We start from the raw sequence: 24744 nt of genomic DNA, 5'->3' as shown, positions 1-24744 counted from the left end.
TTAGTCAGGTAACCGAATTTCAGGTAACCGGTAATTCCAAAATATCATCAGTTGCTTATATAATCATTAAATTAAAAGAAGCAACCGGTAGAATTGGAAATTGCTTGCTAAACTACAATCAAATTTCAGCCCTTAAACTCGATTACGAATAATATCTCAAACTATAAAGTAGTTGGGAGATACCCGGTCAGGCAGATGGTTCAGCGGCAAATGGCAGAACAATGCTTGCAGGATATCAGTTACCGAATATCAAAAATATTTAATATTGGGTTTTATATATAAAGGATGTCATATAAATGCATAATGATATTTATTGTTAGATCCTGGCAATAAAGCCACCTGATGTTCATCATACATATAACTCCTGAAGCCATGACCTCAAGCCCGGCGGAAGTCATTTCACTTAAGGCTGCCATGCCTTTCTCCCGCAACGTCCTCCGCAACGTCCTCTGCAACGTCCTCTGCAACGTCCTCCGCAACGTTTTCTTGCAAATGAGCCTTTATATATCAAACATCGGCCGCAGGCAAGCTAGCACATTATAGTTAAAAAATTAAAAAAACCCTTATAAAATAAAGGTTTTGATTTTGTACAAAATAACTATATTTTTATCCGGTTCAGGAGAAAAATTATATTAAGAACTGAAAAGCCCCGGAAACCGCAAAAAACAGGAATTTCCGGATTCCGGGGGAAATCCTCGTTGAATTAATTTTTTCTGTGCCCAAAAGGGAAACTCTCAGGGATATTATTCAGAGAGATAAAATCTCAGGGATATTGTTCAGAGAAATAAAATCTCAGGGATATTGTTCAGAGAGATAAAATCACAGGAATATTATTCAGAGGAATATTATTCGGAAAAAATTCGAGACCTGAAATTATAACTTATAAATTATATAGGAAAACATATCAAAAGCTATATCATGCCCAAACCCTTTAACATTAGCCATAGATACAAGGAGTTACAAAAATGAGAATCGGAGTATATGTTTGCCATTGCGGACTGAACATTGCAGGCGTCATAGACGTCGTTGCACTGCAGGAGATGGCAAGCAAACTGGATGATGTAGTGCTTGCTCGGGAAGTGCAGTTTCTGTGTTCCGATTCCGGGCAGGAAGGCATTATCAAGGATATCAAGGACGAAAAACTCGAGAGGATTGTGATAGCAGCCTGTTCCCCCCGCCTTCATGAAAAAACGTTCCGGGGCGTGGTGGAAAAGGCAGGCCTGAACCCTTACCTGATGGAGATGGTAAACATCAGGGAACAGTGTTCCTGGGTGCATGCCGACGACCCCCAGATGGCGACCCAGAAAGCCTTTGACCTGATCAGGATGGGGGTTGCAAAAGCTAAGTTCCTCAAGGAACTCAGCGCAAGCCACTCGGAAGCAAGCAAAAACGTCCTCATCGTGGGAGGCGGGGTTGCAGGGATAGAGTCCGCCCTGAACCTGGCCGAGGCCGGCTTTCCCGTGACCATGGTTGAAAGGGAATCCACAATAGGGGGAAAGATGGCCCTGATGAACGAGGTCTTTCCCACAAACGACTGTTCCATCTGCGTGCTCGCCCCCAAGATGACGGAAGTCCAGAACCACCCCAACATCAACCTCTACACCTATTCCGAAGTCACCGACATCTCAGGCTCGGTCGGAAAGTTCCACGTAAAGGTTACCAAAAAACCCAGGTTCATCCTGGAGGACAGGTGCAAGGGCTGCGTTGACCTCTGTTCCGAGGTCTGCCCCGTGGAGATCGAAAACCCCATGAATTACGGGGTTGGAAAAACCCGGGCAATCTACATGCCCATCCCCCAGTCGGTCCCCCAGGTCGTGCTCATTGACCCGGAAAAATGCGTGGGCTGCGGGCTCTGCCAGCAGGCCTGCCCTGCCGAAGCGGTTGACTACGAACAGAAACCCGAGGAAATCGAGTTCGTAGCCGGAGCCGTCATCGTTGCAACCGGGTACCAGCTTTTTGATGCCAGGAGGAAACCGGAACTGGGTTTCGGGAAATACCCGGACGTTATCACCAACATGCAGCTCGAGCGGATGCTGAACTCCGCAGGGCCGACAGGAGGAAGAGTCCTCAAACCCTCCGACGGGGTACCCCCAAAGAGTGTTGCATTTATCCAGTGTGTCGGGTCAAGGGACAAGACCGTAGGGAACGAATACTGTTCAAGAGCCTGCTGTATGGCAGCCCTCAAGAACTCCCAGATGATCAGGGAGCGTTACCCGGACACGGACGTTACCATCCACTACATCGACATCCGGGCAGCCGGGGAGATGTACGAGGAATACTACACAAGGACCCAGGGTATGGGTGTGGACTTCATCCGCGGAAAGGTAGCGGAAATCCAGCCTTCGGAAGACGGGAGGCTTGCCCTCCGCTATGAAAACACCCTGGAATGCCGGGCTGCAGAGGACATCCATGACATGGTCGTGCTCTCCACGGGCTACGAGCCCACAAAAGCCGCGGAAGGGATAGGCAGGATGCTGAACCTTGCAAGGCGGCCGGACCGCTTCTTTGCTCCTGCCCACCCGAAAATGCGCCCTGTTGATGCCCCGGTAAGCGGGGTCTTCCTTGCAGGCTGCGCCTCGGGCCCCAAGGAAATCCAGGTCTCGATTGCCCAGGGGAGCGCCTGTGCTTCAAAAGCAATGCAACTCCTCGGGAAAGGTGAGCTCGAAGCCGACCCCATGGGAGCCCACGTCGACCCCGAGAAGTGCATCGGGTGCCGGACCTGTGTGGAAGTCTGTAAGTTCGGGACGATCAGCATCGTGGACAAGAAAGCCGTTGTTGACGAAGTCTCCTGTTACGGCTGCGGGGACTGCAGTGCAGCCTGCCCGGTCGGAGCCATCCAGATGCGGAACTTCGAAAACGAACAGATCCTGGCCCAGGTCAGGGAAGCAACTGCCCACAAGTCCCAGAGCCCCTTTGTCGTGGCTTTCCTCTGCAACTGGTGCAGCTACGCCTGTGCCGACCTGACCGGGATGTCGCGGCTGCGCTACCCCACAAACATCAGGGTAATCCGGACCATGTGCTCGGCAAGGGTCAACCCCGAGTTCGTGCTCGAAGCCCTGAAAGGAGGAGCTGACGGAGTCCTTATTGCGGGCTGTCGGATGGATGAGTGCCACTACATCCACGGGAACTACGACGAAAAGAAGCGGATAGAAGTCCTGAAAGACGTGATCGGGGAAGTCGGGCTTGATCCGAAGAGGATCCGGACCCTCTGGATCTCGGCTGCGGAAGGAGAACGCTTCTCGAATACCATTACCGAGTTTGTTAAGGAGCTGGAAGAAATAGGCCCGATCGGGACCGAACTGGAGGAGGTGGCACAGTGAGCGAAGAATACCCCGAAGAGCTTTCCGAACAGGAAGCCGAAGAAACCGGAGCTGAAGAAACCGGAGCCGAAGAAGAAGGCCAGGACAAGATCACGGTCACCACGACCATGGACCTGCAGGGTTCCCATTTCCTCTACACCCAGGCCACGGAAAAGTCCATCAAGACCATTGACTACGATTACAAGCGCTGCAACGGCTGTGGGATCTGTGTGGAGATCTGCCCCACGGACGCCCTGGAACTGGGGCCTATTCACGAGATTGCAACCGGGCTTGACGCCCCTGCCGTGATGATGGACCTTGACAAGTGCACCTTCTGCAGAATGTGCTCGAACCTCTGCCCTGTCCACGCCATCAGTTTCGAAGCCGTGGGCGAGGTCCCGGAGGAGGACAAGTACCCGAAGTACGACACTTACGTCGATATCAACGAAAAGTGCCTGCCCTGCGCCCTCTGTGAGGGAGCCTGCCCCCAAGACGCAATCGAAGTCGAGTTCACCTTCCCGAAAAAAGAAGAAATCGCGCCCCTGAAAGAAGGTGCCGAAGGGGAAATCGAAATCGACATGGACAAGTGCAACTTCTGCGGCATATGCGCCCGTTTCTGTGACGCTTTCATCCTGCTCGAACGCGAGCCCACCCCGGACAACCTGGTGCCTTTCGAGCAGCTCCTGGTAGACGAGGACCAGTGCGACTACTGTGTGCTCTGCCAGGACATCTGCCCGGAAGAGGCGATAAAGGTCAAAGGGGAACGCCCCTGCGAAGCCCCAAAGGTGGAAGGCAACGTCAAAGTGGACGACGAGAAATGCACCCTCTGCGGCCGCTGCCAGGCAGTCTGCCCCTATGAGGCCGTGGACCTGCAAAAGCCCATGGAAGGGCAGCTCAGCCTCATCGAAGCAAACCTGAAAGAGTGTGACCCTCAGGGCTGCCGCGGCTGTTTCAACGTCTGCCCCTCGGACCTCTGGTACGTCCCCACAGACCCCGAAGACCCACGGAAGATCGCCTTTGTCGAGGAATACTGCACCTACTGCGGAGCCTGCGTACAGGCCTGCCACCTGCAAGCCATAAAAGTCGAGAGGACCGAAGTCCACCACACCGAAATCCCCGAGACCCCCTGGGCAGCCCAGTGGAGAGACGCCATCGATTCATTGAAGACCGGCGTCCGGAGCGGAGTGGACAAAGCTGTCTTCCGGGAAACCGAGACCCTCAAAGCCCAGAAGTTCCTGGGAGTCGAACCTCCCGAAGTCGACGAGGAGAGGCTTGCAGCCGTCCAGGCAAAGATCGACTCACTTATGCCTGCCCTCAAGAACGCAAAGGTCAGGAAACTCTGGGAAAAGGATACTGCAGAAAACGTCCTTATTGCGGTGAAAAAGAAGATGGAAGTTTGATTGGCATCAAACTTCTTTATATTTTTAAGTGCGAATTTGTTTTGAAGATTTATCCTTTTCAAATTGGGTGGAAAGCCTCATTATATCAAAGTTGTAATCATATGCACTTACACCCAATTTCTTTGCTTTTTGAACATTTGTCATGTGTATCATTTGCCTTTGTTCCTTCATCTGTTACAGAGTGAAGGCTCACATCTCTTTTTCTGACCTTTGCTCTTGCTGCTAATTCTGCTGCGTTGTTATGCAAAGGTATTTCTGGCAAAATTAATACCATCAATAGACTTTCCTTGTTTTCTTTTGTCTTACTGATTCTATCATCGAGCTGTTCATATCCTGTTTTGGTCGAAAATAACTTATTAAACTCAGTGGATAACCGCTCCGCTACCTCTGATTTTGGATTTTCTCTAAACTCACAAAGTTTTCCATAATAATCCCAGTATCTATCCAGAAAAGCTTTCAGCTTTTCCTTACGATAAGGTACTACTGGACGCAACTTCTTGTAATTCCTCCCATCATGAATCCAGCATAGGGCATGATGGTATGTAAGTTGCTTGAATTGACGTGCATCATCACTTAAAAGAGTGGTAACCACAGGTATGTTTGTCATCTGATGATATGAAGCAATTTCACAGGCTTCAAGGATTCTCTTCTTAATGGTTTTATATCCATCAGGTGAGAAAAGAAGATCCAGTTTCCGATGCATTTCCTCGTCACTGAATACTTTGTTTTTGAAAGCAGAAAGTTTTTGTTGCCACTTTTTTGCTATGTTAAACGTTTCCATCAAATCAAATGCTTCTTCATTGAAGCAGTATGTTTTTTCATTTCCACATTGTAGTATCTCTAAAATTGTTCCCCGATTCTTACATGGAACTGTAAAATAAGCAGTGTAATGAGGATTGCAAAGGATCTGAGTATACCAATTATCTCCATTAACTCTAGCACTTGTGTCATCGATTTGCTGGTACTTTGTGGAATTGAGACCTGCTTGAAAAATCTCAGTTTTCTCTTTATGGAGGTAATTAATATTTTTTGTCAGCATCCGAGAAATTGTGGCTTTGGATATGAAAACATCCATATTTTCCAGAAACTCGTGGATTTTAGGTTCTGAAACATTGGCAACATGGTATAACGTCAGGACAAGGGTCCTGAGTCCAGGACCAAATTCACCTTTGATACCATCTGGCAATTTACCTGAATCCTAAGTTTGACAGTTAAATAAAAATCATAGTTCTTAGTAATGTTTGATCGACCAAAATGCAAGCAAAACTAAGAACATACGAAATAACTCCTAACGAGAATATATGCTTTCCCATCGGAACCATTCTTGCTGTTGAAAACCTGTATGAACAGCTTAATTTTTCCTCAATTTTAGGAAAGCATAAGACTAGAGGTATCGACTTCAATTCTTTGATCAAAGCTTTGCTTAGCTATAAACTTACAGAGAACTTTAGCATTGATCGGGCTCATAAATGGATTAACCAGGACGAAGTCCTGGAATTTTTCAATCTTGAAAAATTCAATGAAAGGGTTCTGTACAGAACCCTTCAAACTTTGGGAAGTAATAAGGAAGAGATCATTCTGGATATTCAGGATGTTTTGTTCTCCATATACAATTTTGAACACACTAATATCAACATGGACTGGACAAGTATCGTTCTTTATGGTGACAAGTCTCCACTTGGTAAATATGGTTACAGCCGCAACCATCGTCCGGATAAAAAACAGATTACTTTAGGAGTAAGCGAACTTGCAGATCCAATAAACTTACCTGTTGGAATTACTGTAGAAAAAGGAAACGTTCCCGATCAGACTCATTTTAAAAAAACGTATCAGCAGGTAAAAAGCAGACTTAATAAAGAGTCACTTGTTGTTTTTGACAAAGGTGCAAATAGCATAAAAAATCTAGCTCTGATCAAAGAAGATGAAATGAATTACCTTACTGCGAAAAAGCTCAACACCAGTGATGATAAGCTGATTAAAAGGTTTGATCAGCTTGAAACTGAAGTCGTTGATAAAGAGAAGGGAATCTATGGAATAAAGATCGCAAAACCCAGTAGTACAAACTACCTCTATTTCTCAGAAGCTTTAAAAAAACAGCAACTGGAAGCAAGAGTCAGAAAAGTGCAGAGAATGGTGGAAGAGGCAAAAGAGATACAGAAATCAATTGATGAGAATAAGAAACTTCCTAAGAAATTCAGAATCAATAATAAACTCATTGATATAAGTTATTCATACCAGACAAAGCTGGTTGAGATGACTGAAAAAGAAGCCTTTGATCTCCTTGAAGAAGAGGTAATTAACGGAAGAGAAGGATTTTTCTGCCTAAAATCAAGAAAGAATTTGACACTTATAGATGCTCTTGAAACCTACAGGAAAAAGGACTCACTTGAAAAAATATTTAACTCGCTGAAAAACGAAATCGAAATAAAACCACTAAGGGTCTGGACGGATGAAAGCATCTACGGAGCAATAATCATAGGATTCATTGCTCAATTACTCATATCGCTGATGCGATATGAGTTCAAAGAACTCAAGCATACGTCAACAAAATTCATAAAAAAGAGCCTATCGAATTTGACAGTTACCGTAGATTTTCTGAATAGATAGTGTCCCTTGTTTTCTGTAAAATTCTCTCTGTACCCTCTACTCTCTATTTTGATTACTCTTCCATTACTAAATATCTGTTGCCTGTAATCCAATCTTCGTTGATGTCTATCAGTATTGAGACTGCAAGTCTCAATACTGACTCCTGACTCGGGAATGCTCCAACTACCCTGCTTCTCCTTTTGAGCTCCTTATTTGTCCTCTCCACCATATTGGTTGTTCTTACCCTTCTCCAATGTTTTTTTGGAAACTGCATATAATTCAGTAAATCAAACTGGAAACTTTCAATGGTATTTGCTGCACTTTTGTATCCACTTCCATCAAGTTCCCTGATTAAATCCCTCAACTTTTCCGGGTCTTGTAATGCTTCTTTAATCTTGTCTGCTATCTCTTTGTGCTTCTTTTTTGGTACCTTCTTAAGAGCTTGCCTTATCAAATGTACGTGACACATTTGCCAGCTTGCACCGATAAAAGACTCCTTTACTGCCTTCTGTATCCCTTTATGGCCGTCAGAAACGATTAGTTCAACACCTCTCAAGCCTCTTTCCTTCAAATCGTCAAAGAGATCTTCCCAGAAAAGAGAGTCTTCACTGTCTGCTAATCTTGTTCCAAGGATTTCACGGTAACCGTCTTCCCTGATGCCGGCAACGACGAAGAGGGCCTTGCTTCTATAATGGAGCCCGTCTCTTACTTTAAAATAAGTTGCGTCAACAAAAAGATATTTAATTTCATGCTCAATCGGCTTTGTAAGGAATTCTTCAACCTTCTCATCCAGCTCTTTAGTAATCCTGGATACAGAAGATGCTGAGATATTTCCCACTCCCAGGGCAGTCATAATTTTATCCACCCTTCGGGTGGAGACTCCCTGTAAGTAGGACTCTGTTACGGCTGTCAAGATGGCCTTCTCAACTCGAGAATACTTCTCAAACACTTCTGTCTCGAACGAAAACTCTCGGAATTGAGGTTTGGAGAGTTCCAGTTGACCATATTTCGTAAGGAGAGTACGAGGTTTGTAACCGTTTCGATTGGCTCTGTGGGAATCAGTCCTCTCGTAGCGTTCTGCACCTGACTGTAGAAGGGCTTCCTCTTCCATTACAAGGTTTAAAAACCAGGTAATTAACTGGCGAAGTCCTTCTTCCTGATCGATAAGATAATCTCTAATAAGTGGTAATACATTGATCATTGACTCTGCATCCTGTTTTTTTTGTGGTGAAAGGAAAAGGATACAGAGTCAATCATATTTTACAGAACTTTCGGTACGCTATCGAAGAATAAGAATAAAACTTATATTTATGCCAATTTTGATTCCATAAATCGCTTGATTTTAACCCAAAAACAGGGAATTTCTTAGAAAAATTGACAAATTTATTTGAACTGTCAAATACCTTTTTCTGACAAAAATCGGGAAAACTGAAGGAAATTTTAATTAAAATTAGTGGAAACTGTCAAAGTCAGGCTGAATATGTTTTACCTTCTGAAGGTGAGTAAAAAACCTCTATCAGATGGTTGGTATTCCAGGGTTTCACAATGATATCTCTAACCGTTACGCAACGATAACCTTTAAAACATGCATCGCCAGGTAAAGTAGATTTATCAACTTTGTAAGTTTCAGTATGATGAATCTCGATTTTATCTTTTCTTGAATTATAACCCCTAATCTATGGAGGGGTTCTTATTTTTCTTTCTTTTTCAGAAGAGATGTCACGATTCTTTTTTGAGCCACGAATTTGAGGTTTGGCTTGTTCACCTTTGAGTAAGTTGATTTCATCTCGAAGCTTCTGGTTTTCTGCTTTAAGGAATTCAATCTCTCTGTTCTGTTCCTCAATGATAAAAAGTAGAGTGCGAATAATTTTGGCATAGTTTTCATTTTCAATGTCATCTGGATCGACATATAAAGATGTCAATAATTTTGTGAGAGTTCCATGATTCATTTTTATACCAAAAATGTGAATAAGAGTACATGGAACAACTATTATATTTTTCCTGTGATTGAAAATCCATCAGATTTAAAGAGGATACGATTAATTGCATATCTGTTGGTTTTGTGGAAAATAGTATTGCTATTCCTGAGATTTTCTACAAAACCAACCAATTATACGACAAAATTATCGATCGTGTTCAGCGAGCAAGTTAGCAAAGGCAGTTGTTATTGGTTGGCCAGTTCGTTCCTCAATGAAAAGCCACTGTCCCGCCGGGTTTATTTCAAAAAATACATAGCGTCCTTCGGGAGTCACACGCATATCGATTGCGCCATAGACTATGCCGAGTTTTTTCATGTATTTATGCAATTTTTGCTCAATATCTTCTGGAAGATGAAAAGGCTCGATTCGAGCACGTGACATTTCCATGCGGTAGTCGACTTTATAGTTCACATCTTTGGAATGAATTGCTGAAGCAAAAATTTGCTCTCCAACAATTGTGATTCTGAGGTCAATTCCCGCAGGAATATACTCTTGAAAGATTACAGGTGCATAGCGTACGCAGTCTATTAGAGCTAGTTCTTCATGTCTTAGGAGGCGGGTTTCGCGCCATTCCTGTTCGGTCGCAAGAAATGATTTGTAAACAGTCTTGTCATAGCCTTGGTCGGCTATGAAGTTCTGTGCAGCGCCAGGATCATTGGTGATGAGAGTGGTTGGGATGTTAAAACCTACTTCTTGAGCGATCCGAAGTTGGTAGGCTTTATGACTAGCAACCTCGTCACGAATTGGATGGTTAATCCAAAAGGCATCTATTGCCTGCCACAAACCAGAAAACGCCTCATGACTTTCACTGTAAGCAAATCTGCGATGCGATTCTTGAACAATTTCAGGATGTGGGTCAAACGGTTGTGGGCGTCGAGACCAAATGACCTTGCAGTCCCCTAGTGGAAGATCGACCTGATTTGATAGGCATAGGGAAAAATTGCGGATGGAGTTTTTATAAGACATGGTTAGATGCATTTGCTGGGGAAATTTAGACAGGTCAAGCAAACTGGCATTTGCTCCCATCTGCATCAGTTTCTCCATTACAATTTTCGCGTGGTCGTCGCTTTGTGATGAAATAATAAGAATCAAATTCCTACCTCCGTTAGCTCGTAGAGAGGAGGCAAACCAAGTGAGAGAACTTCAACTCGGCAAGCCACCACATCTACAACACTATTAACCCTGTTGAGTTATTTCTTGATATTCTGAAAGTAATGCCTGATACTGCTGGCGCAAATATTCAAGTTTCTGCATTCCATTTTCAGTTAGTCCATTCTGTTGACCTACCTCTTCTAGCAAAGCTATATTTGACGCAAGGTTTGCGAGATTGACCTCGTAGTTTCCAGCCATAGCCGGATAATCTGCAGGATAAGATGCAACCCAGGCATCAGAATGGTGAGGTGTTGCAAGTATGAATGGTGCACACCTTTCTGGCAAGTAAGGTGGACGGCCCTGATCAAGGCCCGGCTGCTTAGGTTCATCTCTAAACTTAAATTTTGGTGGATCATCCCGAAACTTCAGCTTTATAGGGTCATCTGTAAACTTAAACTTTGGTAGATCATCCTGAAACTTAAACTTTGGTTGATCATCCTGAAACTTAAACTTTGGTTGATCATCCTGAAACTTAAACTTTGGACCATCTACAAATTTCAGTTTAGGGCATGCTCTGTTAACGGCAGCTTTAGCATCCACAAGACCATAACCGTAGTTATCATTTGGCACTGGATCATCTGCTTTGTCTCTAAGTGCACGAGTCGTGTCTCGCAGAATTTGAGCAACTTGGGAGCCTGTCAGGTTGGGGTTGCAAGACTTAACCAGTGCGGCTACACCGGACACGTGAGGCGCAGCCATCGAAGTGCCACTTTTGTGAGAATATGTGTTGTTCCAATCGGTGCTACGAATCATGAGACCAGGGGCTACGAGATCAATATGGGAGCCAGTGTTGGATCCCCACCAACCGTTCGTATTCTTTTTCGTTACACGCTGTTCGCTCTGATTGATGGCTCCAACAGCCACTACATCAGGATAGGCGGCAGGATATGATAGATCACTAACATCATCGTTGCCCATAGCGGCAACCACCACGCAACCTTTCATTATAGCATAAGCGACAGCATTTCTCTCAACGAAGGTATCGTTATAGCCGCCCAAACTCAAATTGATTATATGTGCTCCATGGTCTGCTGCATGGCGAATGCCAGCAGCGATATCCACAGCAGAACCAACACCTGAAACCCAGCCGTGAATATTGTGCACAATGCGCGCTAGGACTTTCACTGGCAGTATCTTGCATTTCCAAGTAACTCCTGCAACGCCAATGGCGTTGTTCGTAAGGGCAGCGATTGTGCCTGCAACATGAGTGCCATGACCTACTTCATCCTGTGGGTTGTTGTCACGAGTCAGAAAATCGCCCTCAAAATGCCATCCTGGCTCTGGAGAAACGCCAACCAGATCAACCATATCATAGCCTGGCAGCAGGTTCTCTTGGAGATCAGGATGATCGAGGTCTACGCCCGTATCAACAACAGCCACAGTCACGGAAGCACTTCCCGTAGTCCGGTTCCACGCCTCTGAGCAGTTAATCTTCTCTAAGCCCCATTCCGTGCTGTACAGCGGGTCGTTTGGAGTCACCAAAGAGAACCTAAAGTAGTTAGGAGATACCTCGACTACAGATTCGACATTGGAGAGCTTTTCAGCCGCATTGTTCAAATCCTTTGCAGGGTTAAAACGCAGGCGATAGGTCGCACTCATTTCTTCAGCTGTGCTCGCCAACCGAGTTTGTGCAGGTCTCCTTGAGACGAGACCAGGAATCTCTTCAGTAAAGAGTTCATCAATCCCCGCCATGGTTATATTCGATATGGGACTGTGAACTTTTGAGATAGACTTGATTTCGAATTCCTCAATTACCTGATCCAAAGCTTCGATACCAAAATGAGTCGGTAGCGTTGAAGAGACGCGACGAATAGGTCCAGAAGGCATGCTTTCAGTTATACTCATCTCGGCTTCCTGGTTAATCTTCACTAGCAACTCTCCAGGAACGCGATTATCAAAGTCTGGACCGAACGGAATACCTTCTTGAATATCCTTAGTTCCTTTTGTAGACACTTGTTATTCACCTTCTTTTAATTTATTAGACATCATCATTTCCCCCGAGCGCCTTGCTCATTGCATCCAAATCGGCTTGGTCTACCCCATCTGTTGTACGAAGTAGTGCGATTACTTTGCGTGCTTGCACTTCGTTGGGCAAAACAGCCGTCATAATGTGAGGAGGGATTCCGTGTGGTTCGGAAAGGTGAGTTCCTCCTGCGTCCAGAATAATCTTCTTGACCTTGGCCCACTTTTCTGGCTCTCGGGTGGGATTTTCAATGAATTCAAATACTATACGCTGACCCATCATAATCACCTTTCAATTACAGTGTTCGTGTGAACACCTATTGGACAAATGATACTGGAAAGAAACCCCTTTTCCCTCTTTCTTGAGTACGGCTTAGTCCAATATAAAATTAGATTATTGTTATAAATAATATTGAGAATTATCTATCCTTTTCAAATTTAGTGGCAAGCTCTTCACTTTCAACTCAATGCACTTTTTTCTTTGATGAGTTGAACCAGAGATTGCATCTCAAATTTATTGCTCATTCTATCAAGGATGTAATCATATGCATTTAAACACAATTTCTTTGCTTTTTGAATATTTGTCATGAATGTATCATTTGCCTTTGTTCCTTCATCTGTCACAGAGTTAAGGCTTACATTCCTTTTTCAGATCTTTGCTCTTGCTGCTAATTCTGCCGCATTGTTACGCAAAGGAATCTCTGGCAAAGTTAATACCATCAATAGACTTTAATTGTTTTCTTTCGTCTTACTGGTTCTATCATCGAAATTTTCATATCCTTTTTTAGAGCCTATCCGAAAAGTAAAAGAACTGCTATGTATGGTAATTTGTAGTAGTGACAAAACGAAAAAAGGGACATAACTACGAGATCTCAGACGAATTCTGGAATATAGTCAAATCTTAAATACCACTCCCAAAGACGAAAAAGAAGCCTGGAAGACGGCGAGAAGACGATCGGAAAATAATGAACGGTATTTATTATCTCCTTCGCACTGGCTGTCAATGGAAAGCCTTGCCAAGATGTTATGGAGCTCCAAGCACTGTACATGATATATTTCAGGAATGGCAAAGGGCAGGATTATTTGAGACAATGTGGCAGAGTATGACAACAAAAAAGGATTAGAGTGGGAGTGGCAAGCAATTGATGGAGCTATGACAAAAGCACCATTGGGAGGAGATGGAAGCGGTGCTAATCCTACTGACCGTGGTAAAAAAGGAACAAAAGGGAGTATGTTTACTGAGGGTAAAGACATACCACTTTCTGTTGCCGTGGATGGAGCCAATCGTCACGATAAAATGCTTGTAAAAGAAACTCTTGATGCCACAATTATTGAAAGACCTTCACATGAAGTAATTCAGAATATGTGCATGGATAAGGGATATGATTTTCCTGATATCAGAAAATTGGTTGAAGAATATGGATATACTGCCCATATCCCAAGACGTGGAGAAGAAAAAATAGAAAAAGATACCAAGTCATAAGGCAAGAAGGTGGGTTCTATAAAGGACGTATTCTTGGCTGAATCGATTCAGAAGACTGCTAATTCGATGGGAAAAGAAGCTTGAGAATTACTTTGCTATGCTTCATTTCGCATGCTCATGGGTTACTTTCAGAGCAGCGGGACTTTTCGGATAGGCTCTAAGTTGATTTCATCTCGAAGCTTCTGTGTTTCTGCTTTAAGGAATTCAATCTCTCTGTTCTGTCCCTTAATGATAAAAAGTAGAGTACGAATAATTTTGGCATACGTTTCATCTTCAATGTTATCAGGATCGATATCCAGAAAGGTCAGTAATTGTTTGAGAGCTTCAGGATTCATATTTATACCAAAAATGTGAATAAGAGTATTGATTCTAAAATTTGTTCTGGATCATTATTCTGCCCATTAACGTCTGCTTTTTACGATTACTTTGCCTTCCCGAACCCTATCCTGAACTCTGTCCCCCCGTTTGTTTTAAGCTCGATATCCCCGTCGATCTGTTTCACCAGAGTGTTTACGAGCTGGAGACCCAGGGTCTCGGGGTTTTCAAAATCGATGTTTTTCGGGAAACCTGAGCCGTTGTCCGAAACGATCAGCAGGCACCTGAAATTTTCGCAGCACCTGCCTTTTTTCATATCGCCTTCTGTTCCACCACTGTCCCCATTCCTGGCACAGTTTTCCATGCTGTAGAGCTGAATCCGGATTTCCCCTTCCCCCCCTTCGGGAAAAGCGTATTTCAGGGAATTTGAGACGAGTTCGTTGACAATTATCCCCAGGGGAATTGCGGTATCCATGTAGAGGTAAATCTTCTTTTCAGCCTCCACTCGGAGCCGGATTTTACTGTTTCCTACCCGGTAGGACTCGAAGAGGCCGGAACTTAGTTTCATGAGGTAAGCCGAAAAATCAAGGGTTTCGACGTCTTCGGACCTGTAAAGCTCTTCGTGGATAAGAGCCATGGAAATCACCCGGTTCTGGCTTTCCCGGAAGGCATCTATTACTTTTCTGTCCCTGAAAAAGTCGGCCTGGAGGTCGAGGAGGGAGGAGATCACCTGCAGGTTATTCTTGATCCGGTGATGAATTTCTTTCTTGCTGATTTCTTCAGCCCTCCTGATGGCTTCTTCTGAGAGCTTTCTTTCCGTAATGTCCTTTATTATCCCGATCAACCGGTAGACCCGTCCGGCTTTGTCTTTCAGGAAGATCCCGCTAACGTCCACGTGGGCATAAGTTCCGTCTTTTCTTTCCACCCGATATTCCTGATGGTACTTCCCGCCCTTTTTCAGGGCCTTTCCAAAAAATTCGGCTGCCCTCTTCTGGTCTTTGGGATGGATGTGGGATATCCAGAGTTTTTTTGAGGCCAGGCAGGGGTCTTCACAGGAGTAGCCCGTGATCTTTTCCACAGCCCCTTCCCAGCTCAGGCGGTCCGCAAAAACGTCGTAGTCGTAGATCCCCTGCCCGGTCTGCTCCACAATGAGCCGGAAACGCTCCTCGTTCTTTTCCAGTCTCTCCCGTGCAAGTTTCTTATCCGTTATGTCCTTTACCATGGCAAGAACCCGGTAGACGGAGCCTGACTCATCCCTTAAACAGATCCCGGTGCCTTCTACACAAATATAACTCCCGTCTTTCCTCCTGAACCTGCACTCCCCGTGGTACTTTTTTCCGGTTCTCATGCATCTTGCATGAGCTTCCAGGGCTTTTTCCCGGTCTTCGGGGTGAATATGCTTCGTAAAGGTATGGAGGTCAAATTTCCGGAACTCTTCCGCAGAGTATCCCGTAAGTTCCTCAATGGCTCCCGCCCACTCAAAACATCCTGTTTTTACATCGTAGTCCAGAATGAACTGTCCTGCCTGTTCTGCAAAGTGCCGGTACTTTTCCTCGCTTTTCCTCAGTTTTTCTTCCGTACGCTTCTGCTTTGTTATGTCAAAGCCGCAGATAGTTACATACCTCTTTTCCGGGACAGGGTGAAACACAAGTAAAAAAACCTTTTCTCCGACCCTGAGCTCTAACTCTTCCTGCTCACCCCGGGAAATCGATGTTTTCGCAGGATTTTCAATTGTTTGCGGCAGTTTATCTCCTACCCGGAGTCCCCATTCCCTGAGGAGAAAATCCCCTGCCCTGTTTGCATAGAGAATCCTTCCGTCTTTTCCCGTCAGGAACACGAGATTCTGGCTTGTTGCAAGGAATTCCTCCATCCAGTGTTCCTGATATTCCCCTTTTTCAAACTGCCTTTCAGGCTGCTCAGTCTCTTTAATGCCCCTCACATCCGGCTTTCTGTGCATTTATGCCCTTCTTGTCCTGAATAAAATTGTGTAGGAAGCTTTGAAGAAGATAAACGTTCAATTCCCTCTCCTGCTCCCGCTCCCTCAATCCTGAAACTGAAACTGAACCTTTAACTTTAGCTTAATTTCCAGGCTGGCTTTTTCTCCTTACAACCATCACCGGTACCTTGCAATGCCTGACAACATGCCCTGCAACACTCCCCAGCAAAATCCGGTTCAGGCCTGTCCTGCCGGTCGTCCCCATGACAACGAGGTCCATCGCGGTATCTTCTGCAAAATCGATCAGCTCGGGAGCCGGATGTCCTTCAAGCATGACGGGCTCTACCGGGACCCCTGCTTCCTTACAGGCAGCAGCTACGTATTCAAGGGTTTCCTTTCCCTCTTTTTTCAGGAACTCGTACATCGATTCCCAGCCCGCGTCAACCGCCATGGAAGAAAAATAGTCCGTTGACACGACGTACACCGCATACACAACTCCCTCGCTCAGACGGGCCAGTTCGATCCCTGCAGAGACAGCCTCCTTCGAACATTCCGAACCGTCCGTAGCGACCATGATTTTCTTAAAAGTAGAACTTCTCGCACCTGCCATGCAGTCCCCCCCATTAACTATTAACTATCCGCATGCAAGAAATATAATGGCATCGAATTTTCAGGAAAATAAATTCCGGAAATAAAAAGGCCTGTCCTGAAAAAGGCCTGTCCTGAAAAAGGCCTGTCCTGAAAAAGGTCATCTCAAAAGGTCATCTCAAAAGGTCATCTCAAAAGGTCATCTCAAAAGGTCATCTCAAAAGGTCATCTCAAAAGGTCATCTCAAAAGGTCATCTCAAAAGGTCAGCCCAATGCATCAGGCACCTCCGTGGGTCATCCCGATGCACGAAACTATTTTTATTTTATACCCTGTTGTATAAGCCATGATGATCAACGCCGACAACTACCGCCTCCTTGAAGAAAAAGCAAAAGCACTGGGCGCAAAAGCCGTCCGGCTGATCCCCGCAGAAACCATCGTGGTCGAGAACCGGACAATTTTAAAGTGCATCTTCGGCTGCAACGGCTACGGAAGCCGGGTCTGTCCCCCTTACATCCCAGGCGTGGATGAGTTCAAGAAAATGCTTGCCGACTACGACTGGGCCCTCCTCGTTGAATGGAAATCCGAAAACGTCTTTTCCCGGGAAGTTAGCGAGAACTTTATAAAATTCAGCGTCGAACCCCCCGAAAGCGAAGAAACGAAAAACCGGTTTTTTGAAAATTTGAAAACCGTAATGAAAGACCGCAAAGAAACAATCCAGCCCGGAGTCCTCGAAATCGAAAAACTCGCCTGGACCCTTGGTTACAACACCGCCCTTGCCACCTTCCCGGGCATGTGCACCTGGTGCGCTACCAGCGACTATTCGGACGTAAAATGCGCAGGCTCTGGCCCCTGCCACCACCCGACCCTCCGCAGGCCCTGCCTCATGGGGCTCGGGGTAAGAATGGACAAAACGCTTGAAAAGCTGGGAACGCCCCTTCAGAACTTCCCGATGGATGATACGGCTCCATCGCCTTATACACTGGTTCTGCTGGATTGAAGAAAATCAGGCATTTCAGGGCTTCTGCCCCTTTTTCCGGGGTTGAGCCCCCAATACTAAATTAGAGACTGGATTAGTAATTGCAGGAAGTTTCGATTAACGACAAAACTATAATTCTATATATGGGAGGAAATTATTGTATAATTTATGACAGACTCTCCTAAGAATTCCCCCTCCCCTTTGAAACAAAACATCTCCTCTTTGAAAGCTCATAAGGTAAATCGTGAAGTAATGATTGCAATATTGCTGCATTCATTCCTTTTTCTTTGCCTGATCATTTTACTATACCTCTTAGCAAAACAGTTTATGTTGATATGATAAGTGAAACTGTACGGCGCAGACCCAGACAGGGCCTCACCCAATCTCCTTTCGTAAGCCTGTCTCATTGGGCTCGGGGTGAGGACGGAGAAGATAATTGAAAAAACGGGGTTTCAACTTTATAATTTTTAGATGGGTGAGGGGACTCCGGTGACGTATACGTTGATATTTCCGGATTGAGGGGAAAACCCCAAATCCAGAGTATCTCTTTTTTCTTCAGTATCGATATGGATGCGGGGGTTCTATCGACTTTCGGGAAACGGGGCTCTCACCGGTCAGCTTGCTGACCGGCTTTTCCTTGACTGAAATGAAAAAGAAGAAGCAATTTGTAAGACATAACAACCCTTATCTGAAAAATTATTGGAAATTATTAGCTAAAGGCTGCTTTGGTGAAGTGCACGCAGCTGCCCTCCAACCGGCATAATATAAAAATCAAGTCTTGAAAATTTCATTCCGCTTGAGCGAGCGTAGCGAGCGAAACGGACAGCGTACTGTTGCGATTTCATCGCAACTAAAAGAAAAATCAAAGATTTTTCTGATGCCGAGCCGCAACTCGGCTGGCGCAACTTTGCCAATAGATACCTTTATACCTTCAGGCACACCTTTTACATTCAGTTTCATATCATCAAATACAAGAATTACAGCACCTAAAAGAGCTAAGAAAGGAAATCCGGAGCCCAAAGAGACTGTTTTAGGCGATGGAGTTAAAAGGAAAGGGAGAACAAAAAGAGCTGGACTTGAAGAAAAATACGGGCGCTTCCTGCTTAGATTCGGGTGAGAATATGGAAAAATACGATTACAGTGAACTAGGGCTAAAAGCCGGGCTTGAAATTCATCAGCAGCTGGATTCGGAGGAGAAACTTTTCTGCAGGTGTCCTACGCGGATAAGGGATACCGGAGAGTCGAACTTCGAGTTTTTCAGGTACCTCCGGGCTACGGAAAGTGAGATGGGAGAAAAGGACAGGGCTGCCGTGGAGCAGACCAAAGTCAGGAGAAAGTACATCTATAAGGCTTATGATACGACCTGCCTGGTCGAAAATGATGAGGAGCCTCCGAGAGGGATGAACCGGGAAGCCCTGGAGATCTCCCTTGGGGTTGCAAAGCTCCTGACCATGAAGCCGGTTGACCAGATGCACGTCATGAGGAAGATCGTCGTGGACGGGTCGAATACCAGCGGGTTCCAGAGGACAGCGCTCCTGGCAAGCGGCGGGGAAATCGAGACCTCGGAAGGGCCCTGCGGGATTGACAGTCTCTGTGTGGAAGAGGAAGCCGCCCAGAAGATCGAGGAAATAGGAGATTCCATCGTCTATTCCCTGGACAGGCTTGGGATCCCGCTAGTGGAAATCGCAACCGCGCCCGATATCATATCCCCCAGGCATGCCCGGGAAGTTGCCGAGCAGATCGGGATGATCCTGCGCTCCACCGGGAAGGTCAAGCGGGGGCTTGGGACCATCAGGCAGGACGTGAACATCTCCATTGCCGAAGGGGCAAGGGTCGAGATTAAAGGAGTCCAGGCCCTGGACCTGATCGAGGACATAGTCCGGCGGGAAGTCGAAAGGCAGCTCAACCTCCTGTTCATCAGGCAGGAACTTATTGAAAGAAACGCCTTTGTCTGCCAGGAAGTCTTTGACGTGACCGGGCTTTTCCTGGACACCAAGTCCAAGGTCCTGCAGCGGGGAGTGAAGAAAGGGGCAATCCTTGCAGCCCACCTCCGGAAGTTCGACGGGCTAGTGGGAAGAGAAGTCCAGCCCGGAAGAAGGCTCGGGACCGAGTTCTCGGACCGGGCAAAGACCGCAGGAGTAGGCGGGGTCTTCCACACCGACGAACTCCCGAACTACGGGATCACAAAATATGAAGTCCAGGCCCTCAGGGACGCGATCGGGGCAAAACCCGATGACGCCGTGGTCATGGTCGCAGACAACGCAGATAAAGCGAGGCTCGCCATCGAAGCCGTCATCACAAGGGCAAGGGAAGTCCTGGAAGGCATCCCCGAAGAGACGAGAAGAGCCCTTCCTGACGGAAACACCGCCTATATGCGCCCGCTTCCGGGAGCAGCAAGGATGTACCCGGAAACCGATGTCCCGCAAATCGAAATTTCCCACGAATATTACAATTCAATCGAAACCCCGGAACTCCTGACCGAAAGGGCAAAACGCTTTGTATCCGAATTCGAGCTGAATAAGGAACTTGCCGAAAAGGTCGCCTACTCAAAGGACCTTCCCCTCTTCGAAAACCTGCTCGAAACCTACAAAAAAGACGCAATTGTAAACGCAACCCTAATAGCCAGGACGCTCGTTGGACTCGTCCCGGAACTCCGGCGGAGCGGCGTGGAGACCGACCATCTCAACGAAGAGCACTTCAAAGGACTCTTTGCAGCCATCTCAGCCCAGGAGATTGCAAAAGAAGCCATCCAGGAGCTCCTGACCGCCCTTGCAAAAGAGCCGGAACTCAGCGCCGAAGAAGCCATTTCCCAGCTCGGACTCAGCACCTTTGACCCTGCGGAAATCGAAAACTTCATCAAGGAAATGGTAAGGGAAAGAGGCGATTTCATAAGGGAGAAAGGTCCGGCAGCCCTCGGCCCCCTCATGGGCATAGTCATGAAGGAGTACAGGGGCAAAGTCGACGGGAAAATCCTGAGCCAGATGCTCAAAAAGGAAATCGACAGCTTCATGGACCAGGGCTAAAACCCGGTCCAGCTTTTATTTTTTTTCTTTTTTAATATAACACATTAATTTTGTTTATTGATCTTTTTCTTAATTCCATTTTAATATAGCACATTAATTTTGTTTGTTGATCTTTTTCTTAATTCCATTTTTTAATTTGGCTGCACGAAAACCGAATAATTTATAAAAATTTATATACAAAGACATGTATTTTGTATGAAAAAACTAATTTAAAATATGAAATAATCATAAAATATTAGCATAAATAATCCCTTGAAAGCTAAAAAATCGATACAAATGATCATAAGATGTTGATTATAAAACTAACGATCATTAGCATAAAAAATCGGTACTTATACCGGGATCAAGGTCTCTTATTTTAAAAAAAACGGGATTTCCGAAAACATCGCTGAACACTGGAACAAACTCGTATCACACAAATCCATTAATTCCGAAAATCGGAGCAAAGAACATGGCTAAAGTTTTACTAGTAGACGATGATCCTTTCTTCCTCAAGCTATCAGAAGAATTTCTTAAACCATACCCGGACATTAAGGTTGAAACTGCAGGATCGCCATGTGAAGCAATTCCAAAACTGCAGACAGGTGGCTATGACGCAGTGGTTTCGGATTACGAGATGCCAGGGATGAACGGCATAATCTTCCTGAAGAAAATCAGGGAACAGAGTATCAATGTCCCGTTTATCCTGTTCACCGGAAGAAACAAAGAAGACGTCATGTTTGAAGCTATGGAAAACGGAGCCAGTGCATGTCTCCATAAAGGGGGAGACCTTAAGGCCCAGTATTCAGCCCTTTCCCGACAGATAGAAGAGGCTGCCAGGGAGAAAGGCGGGATGAATTAGGAATTCTGCAGGGCTTCGGGTCTTGCCCAGCCAGTTATTAGAAATTTCAGTTGTTAATGCTTCAGCTTGAGTTGTTAATGCTTCAAATGGAATACTTCATCGGCGATTTTCCAATTCAGGGAAATTCTAACGGGAAACTGACCCTTACGTCACAAAAATGTGAAGGAAGAGTTAAAATTTATATAGAATGACAGGCAAATTCGACTGAGTAGAAAATTGAAAAACGAACCCCAGACCCGAGTACTTGTCCCACCCCAGAAAAACTCAAACCTGACCTGTCATGAAGGACTCATAGAAGCCTTATGTCCCTGAAACCTGAATAGTTCAAGCAAACCCAGCCAGCACATGAAAGAAGCCGGAGGGACAAACATGTTAAGGATTTTACTCGTGGATGACGACCCAGCATCTCTGGAACTTTCAAAAGATTATCTCGAAATTTTTTACGAGATTGAAGTTGATACTGCATGTTCTGCAGGCGAAGCCATACCCAAACTCAGGACCGGAACCTTTGACGCCGTGGTCTCGGATTACCGGATGCCTGGCATGGATGGAATAACTTTTTTGAAGACTATCCGGGAAAAGGGTATTGAAACACCTTTCATCCTGTTTACCGGTGCAGGCAAAGAAGATGTACTGATAAGAGCCCTGGAGAGCGGAGCCAGCTTTTTCCTGCAGAAAGGAAAAGAACCGAAAGCCCTGTATGCCGAACTCTCTGAACATATCCAGGAAGCCGTGGGAAGGAAAACACAGCTTGAGACCGGATTCTTTCCCATAACAGGATAAGTCTGGACAGGCTTCCCGGGGCATAAAAGAACGGGCTTCGAAAAGGAATTAAGCAAATCTCACGAGATAAGGTTTTTTGATCCGGAAAATCCTGATTATCACCGAAATCTCTATTGGGAAACCCGGGAGTGGAAGCAGGACCCGAAAAAAAGCAGCCTTAAAATTGAGCAAGGTTCATGAAAATAAGTTGGAATATGAAAATAAGTTAGAATATGAAAATAAGTTGGAATGTTAACTTTTTATATTATTTGAATCGTTTCTATTATTCACAGTATAACATTTAACTAATATATACATCATAGTAACAATTAGTAGTCCCGTAAAATAATATAAAATCAAAGAAATCCAACCCTCATAAACGTACTAAAAGTACACAAAAAGTCGGAACATATCATTCCTGCAAAACGGATTTATTTAACCCCAATAAGAAAATTGGAGAAAACCCCATGAGAGTACTGCTTGTAGATGACGACCCCTCATTCCTGGAATTATCAAAAACGTTCCTGGAAATGTTCCATAATATTTACTCCGATACGGTGGATTCTGCAGGAGAAGCAATCAATAAATTGCAAAAGGATGCCTATGACGTGATAGTCTCGGACTATGACATGCCTGCCATGGACGGCATCACCTTCCTGAAATCTCTCCGTGAGAAAAGTATCAACGTTCCCTTCATCCTGTTTACGGGCATAGGAAAAGAAGAAGTCATGCACAGGGCCATTGAAAACGGTGCAAATTCCTATATCCAGAAGGGAGGAGACCCCAAAACCCAGTATTCCGAACTATCCAGGCAAATAGAACGGATCGCAGAAAACAGGGCTGCAAGCTTCTTCCAAAGGTGAAAAAGAGTTCCTGCACTTTTGCACGGTTTTTCCCTCTTTACCCTTGTATCCTTTTTCCCTCTTTACCCTTTTTTGATTCATTTTATTCTCCAACAATTCCGAACAAACCGCTTTGAACGGCCTATTTGAACAATCTTTTTTGAGAGATTTGTTTTAAGAGATCTGCTTTGAGGAATTTGTTTTGAGCTCCTGCTCTTAGTTTCTGCTGGATCTATTTTCCGGGAATATATTTATAAATAAGAGCGTAAAAACCCTAGGTCTTTAGCCTAGGGGATATAAGCGTAAACTTAACCCTGATTCCGCATATATATTTCTAAAGTTTCCCTGCTAACTTCTTTTTACGTTTACTAGAACGTATATAAACCGTTAAAGCATATGGTGATATGATGTTAAAAGCCTATAAATTCAGGTTGTATCCTACAACTGAACAAAAAACGATGATAGCAAAACATATAGGTAGCTGTCGATTTGTTTTTAATTGGGCTTTAGAACTAAAAATTAAATCATACCAAGAAGAAGGAAAATCGTTTTCCAGATATGACATTAATAAGATGATTCCAGAACTGAAAAAAGAACATGAATGGTTAAAGGAATCAAATTCTCAGTCATTGCAAGCAATGACTAAAAATGTGGAAAATGCTTTTACTAAGTTCTTTAGAGAAAAAGCAGGTTTTCCAAACTTTAAATCAAAGAAGAATCCAGTTCAATCCTTCGAAATACCTCAACATTACATAGTTGATTTTGACAAAAATATAATAAAACTTCCTAAAATAGGGAAAATTAAAGCTGTCCTGCATAGGAATTTTGAAGGTAAATTAAAAACAGCAACAGTATCCAGAACTTTAACCGGAAAATATTTCATTAGTATATTGGTGGATGATGAAAAGGATTTGCCCGAAAAGCAAACATTCACAGAAAATACTACAGTAGGTGTTGATGTTGGAATAAAGGATTTTGCTGTTTTGTCAAATGGAGAAAAAATAGATAATCCGAAATATCTTTCAAAATCTTTACAGCGTCTTAAGGTAGTTCAAAAACAAGTAAGTAAGAAGGTTAAAGGCTCTAATAACCGGAAAAAAGCAATAAAAAGGCTTGCTAAAATCCATGAAAAGGTAACAAATCAAAGAACTGATTTTCAGCACAAAGTTTCATCAAGATTAATCCGCGAGAACCAAGCAATAGCGTTTGAAACTCTGAAAGTCGAGAACATGGTACAAAATCACTGTCTTGCACAGGCCATAAGTGATGCTTCATGGTCAAGCTTCATAACAAAAATGGAGTATAAAGCCGAATGGTACGGAAAAACCATTCTGAGAATAGGCCAGTTTGAGCCATCAACAAAATTGTGTAATGTTTGCGGCTATCATAACAAGGACATTACCCTAAAAATAAGGGAATGGGTATGTCCCAAATGCAAAACAGAACATGATAGGGACATAAACGCAGCTATAAACATTAAAAAGTTTGCTTTGCAAGATCAAAATTTGATAGTCATATAATCCCTATGGAACGTGGGGTTAAGCTTGTGGATTCGTCTAGGATGCTAGGGAAAATGAAGCAAGAAGCCCGTTAAATCTT

The 24744-nt window shown here is 44.5% G+C and carries 18 protein-coding genes and 2 pseudogenes; 12 read left to right on the top strand and 8 right to left on the bottom strand.

The window, feature by feature from the left end; genetic code table 11:
* The first annotated feature begins 965 nt into the window (after window positions 1-965).
* Together hdrA2 and MSMTP_RS08035 are read left to right on the top strand one after the other, a co-directional pair.
* Window positions 966-3320 carry a CoB-CoM heterodisulfide reductase HdrA2 gene (gene hdrA2, locus MSMTP_RS08040; protein ID WP_048178563.1) on the top strand — a complete coding sequence of 785 codons (2355 nt, stop codon included), beginning with the start codon at window positions 966-968 and terminating at the stop codon, window positions 3318-3320.
* 107 nt (window positions 3321-3427) lie between these two features.
* Complete coding sequence (locus MSMTP_RS08035) at window positions 3428-4699, top strand: 4Fe-4S binding protein (RefSeq protein WP_048183063.1); 1272 nt, start codon at window positions 3428-3430, stop codon at window positions 4697-4699.
* Window positions 4700-4796: 97 nt separating this feature from the next.
* Here the strand turns inward: MSMTP_RS08035 and MSMTP_RS08030 are convergent, their stop codons facing one another.
* Entirely contained in the window at window positions 4797-5885 is a 1089-nt protein-coding gene (locus MSMTP_RS08030; protein WP_052718324.1) for a transposase, read from the bottom strand.
* 68 nt (window positions 5886-5953) lie between these two features.
* Here MSMTP_RS08030 and MSMTP_RS08025 point away from each other — a divergent pair.
* A pseudogene (locus MSMTP_RS08025) lies at window positions 5954-7294 on the top strand (IS1634 family transposase); the annotation flags it as partial.
* Window positions 7295-7358: 64 nt separating this feature from the next.
* Here MSMTP_RS08025 and MSMTP_RS08020 read toward each other — a convergent pair.
* From MSMTP_RS08020 to MSMTP_RS17930, 4 genes are all read right to left on the bottom strand, one after another.
* Window positions 7359-8483: an IS256 family transposase gene (locus tag MSMTP_RS08020; RefSeq protein WP_048183057.1), complete on the bottom strand. Its 1125-nt coding sequence runs from the start codon at window positions 8481-8483 to the stop codon at window positions 7359-7361.
* 478 nt (window positions 8484-8961) lie between these two features.
* On the bottom strand, window positions 8962-9234 hold the full coding sequence (locus MSMTP_RS08015) for a hypothetical protein (protein ID WP_052718323.1): 273 nt from the start codon (window positions 9232-9234) through the stop codon (window positions 8962-8964).
* A 174-nt stretch (window positions 9235-9408) separates the two neighbouring features.
* The gene (locus MSMTP_RS08010) at window positions 9409-10356 is read right to left on the bottom strand and encodes an MvdC/MvdD family ATP grasp protein (protein ID WP_048178561.1); all 948 of its coding nucleotides are present in this window, start codon (window positions 10354-10356) and stop codon (window positions 9409-9411) included.
* A gap of 84 nt (window positions 10357-10440) precedes the next feature.
* Window positions 10441-12369 carry a S8 family peptidase gene (locus MSMTP_RS17930; protein WP_052718322.1) on the bottom strand — a complete coding sequence of 643 codons (1929 nt, stop codon included), beginning with the start codon at window positions 12367-12369 and terminating at the stop codon, window positions 10441-10443.
* Between the two features lie 172 nt (window positions 12370-12541).
* Between MSMTP_RS17930 and MSMTP_RS19145 the strand changes: the two genes are divergently transcribed.
* Window positions 12542-12691: a hypothetical protein gene (locus MSMTP_RS19145; RefSeq protein WP_156153743.1), complete on the top strand. Its 150-nt coding sequence runs from the start codon at window positions 12542-12544 to the stop codon at window positions 12689-12691.
* A 146-nt stretch (window positions 12692-12837) separates the two neighbouring features.
* Here MSMTP_RS19145 and MSMTP_RS19140 read toward each other — a convergent pair whose 3' ends face one another.
* Window positions 12838-13002 (bottom strand): hypothetical protein, encoded by a 165-nt coding sequence (locus MSMTP_RS19140; RefSeq protein WP_156153742.1) that lies wholly within the window; start codon window positions 13000-13002, stop codon window positions 12838-12840.
* Window positions 13003-13283: 281 nt separating this feature from the next.
* Here MSMTP_RS19140 and MSMTP_RS07995 point away from each other — a divergent pair.
* Window positions 13284-14015: pseudogene (locus MSMTP_RS07995) on the top strand (IS5 family transposase).
* 267 nt (window positions 14016-14282) lie between these two features.
* On the opposite strand, the gene MSMTP_RS07985 reads toward MSMTP_RS07995, so the two are convergent.
* Complete coding sequence (locus MSMTP_RS07985; RefSeq protein ID WP_052718321.1) at window positions 14283-16133, bottom strand: PAS domain-containing protein; 1851 nt, start codon at window positions 16131-16133, stop codon at window positions 14283-14285.
* 121 nt (window positions 16134-16254) lie between these two features.
* Entirely contained in the window at window positions 16255-16722 is a 468-nt protein-coding gene (locus tag MSMTP_RS07980; RefSeq protein WP_231582967.1) for a universal stress protein, read from the bottom strand.
* 322 nt (window positions 16723-17044) lie between these two features.
* On the opposite strand from MSMTP_RS07980, the gene MSMTP_RS07975 reads away from it, so the two are divergent.
* The 7 genes from MSMTP_RS07975 to tnpB all read left to right on the top strand — a co-directional run bounded on the left by MSMTP_RS07975 (window position 17045) and on the right by tnpB (window position 24665).
* Complete coding sequence (locus MSMTP_RS07975) at window positions 17045-17698, top strand: DUF2284 domain-containing protein (RefSeq protein WP_048178558.1); 654 nt, start codon at window positions 17045-17047, stop codon at window positions 17696-17698.
* Window positions 17699-18584: 886 nt separating this feature from the next.
* On the top strand, window positions 18585-18794 hold the full coding sequence (locus tag MSMTP_RS19135; RefSeq protein ID WP_156153741.1) for a hypothetical protein: 210 nt from the start codon (window positions 18585-18587) through the stop codon (window positions 18792-18794).
* A 4-nt stretch (window positions 18795-18798) separates the two neighbouring features.
* Window positions 18799-20700 (top strand): Glu-tRNA(Gln) amidotransferase subunit GatE, encoded by a 1902-nt coding sequence (gene gatE, locus MSMTP_RS07970; protein ID WP_048183043.1) that lies wholly within the window; start codon window positions 18799-18801, stop codon window positions 20698-20700.
* A 451-nt stretch (window positions 20701-21151) separates the two neighbouring features.
* Complete coding sequence (locus tag MSMTP_RS07965; protein ID WP_048178557.1) at window positions 21152-21541, top strand: response regulator; 390 nt, start codon at window positions 21152-21154, stop codon at window positions 21539-21541.
* Between the two features lie 369 nt (window positions 21542-21910).
* On the top strand, window positions 21911-22324 hold the full coding sequence (locus MSMTP_RS07960) for a response regulator (protein WP_048183040.1): 414 nt from the start codon (window positions 21911-21913) through the stop codon (window positions 22322-22324).
* Window positions 22325-22770: 446 nt separating this feature from the next.
* Complete coding sequence (locus MSMTP_RS07955) at window positions 22771-23166, top strand: response regulator (RefSeq protein ID WP_048178556.1); 396 nt, start codon at window positions 22771-22773, stop codon at window positions 23164-23166.
* 386 nt (window positions 23167-23552) lie between these two features.
* Entirely contained in the window at window positions 23553-24665 is a 1113-nt protein-coding gene (tnpB, locus tag MSMTP_RS07950) for an IS200/IS605 family element RNA-guided endonuclease TnpB (RefSeq protein ID WP_048178555.1), read from the top strand.
* Window positions 24666-24744 lie beyond the last annotated feature (79 nt).

It is taken from the genome of Methanosarcina sp. MTP4 (assembly GCF_000970045.1).
In the GTDB taxonomy this organism is placed as follows: domain Archaea; phylum Halobacteriota; class Methanosarcinia; order Methanosarcinales; family Methanosarcinaceae; genus MTP4.
This window is presented reverse-complemented; position numbering and strand designations above follow the sequence as displayed.

Excerpts from the sequence above, each read along its gene's own strand:
- hdrA2 (WP_048178563.1), top strand. The coding sequence starts at position 966 with ATGAGAATCGGAGTATATGTTTGCCATTGCGGACTGAACATTGCAGGC.
- MSMTP_RS08035 (WP_048183063.1), top strand. The coding sequence starts at position 3,428 with ATGGACCTGCAGGGTTCCCATTTCCTCTACACCCAGGCCACGGAAAAG.
- MSMTP_RS08015 (WP_052718323.1), bottom strand. The coding sequence starts at position 9,234 with ATGAATCATGGAACTCTCACAAAATTATTGACATCTTTATATGTCGAT.
- MSMTP_RS07985 (WP_052718321.1), bottom strand. The coding sequence starts at position 16,133 with ATGCACAGAAAGCCGGATGTGAGGGGCATTAAAGAGACTGAGCAGCCT.
- MSMTP_RS07980 (WP_231582967.1), bottom strand. The coding sequence starts at position 16,722 with ATGGCAGGTGCGAGAAGTTCTACTTTTAAGAAAATCATGGTCGCTACG.
- MSMTP_RS07975 (WP_048178558.1), top strand. The coding sequence starts at position 17,045 with ATGATGATCAACGCCGACAACTACCGCCTCCTTGAAGAAAAAGCAAAA.
- gatE (WP_048183043.1), top strand. The coding sequence starts at position 18,799 with ATGGAAAAATACGATTACAGTGAACTAGGGCTAAAAGCCGGGCTTGAA.
- MSMTP_RS07965 (WP_048178557.1), top strand. The coding sequence starts at position 21,152 with ATGGCTAAAGTTTTACTAGTAGACGATGATCCTTTCTTCCTCAAGCTA.
- MSMTP_RS07960 (WP_048183040.1), top strand. The coding sequence starts at position 21,911 with ATGTTAAGGATTTTACTCGTGGATGACGACCCAGCATCTCTGGAACTT.
- MSMTP_RS07955 (WP_048178556.1), top strand. The coding sequence starts at position 22,771 with ATGAGAGTACTGCTTGTAGATGACGACCCCTCATTCCTGGAATTATCA.
- tnpB (WP_048178555.1), top strand. The coding sequence starts at position 23,553 with ATGTTAAAAGCCTATAAATTCAGGTTGTATCCTACAACTGAACAAAAA.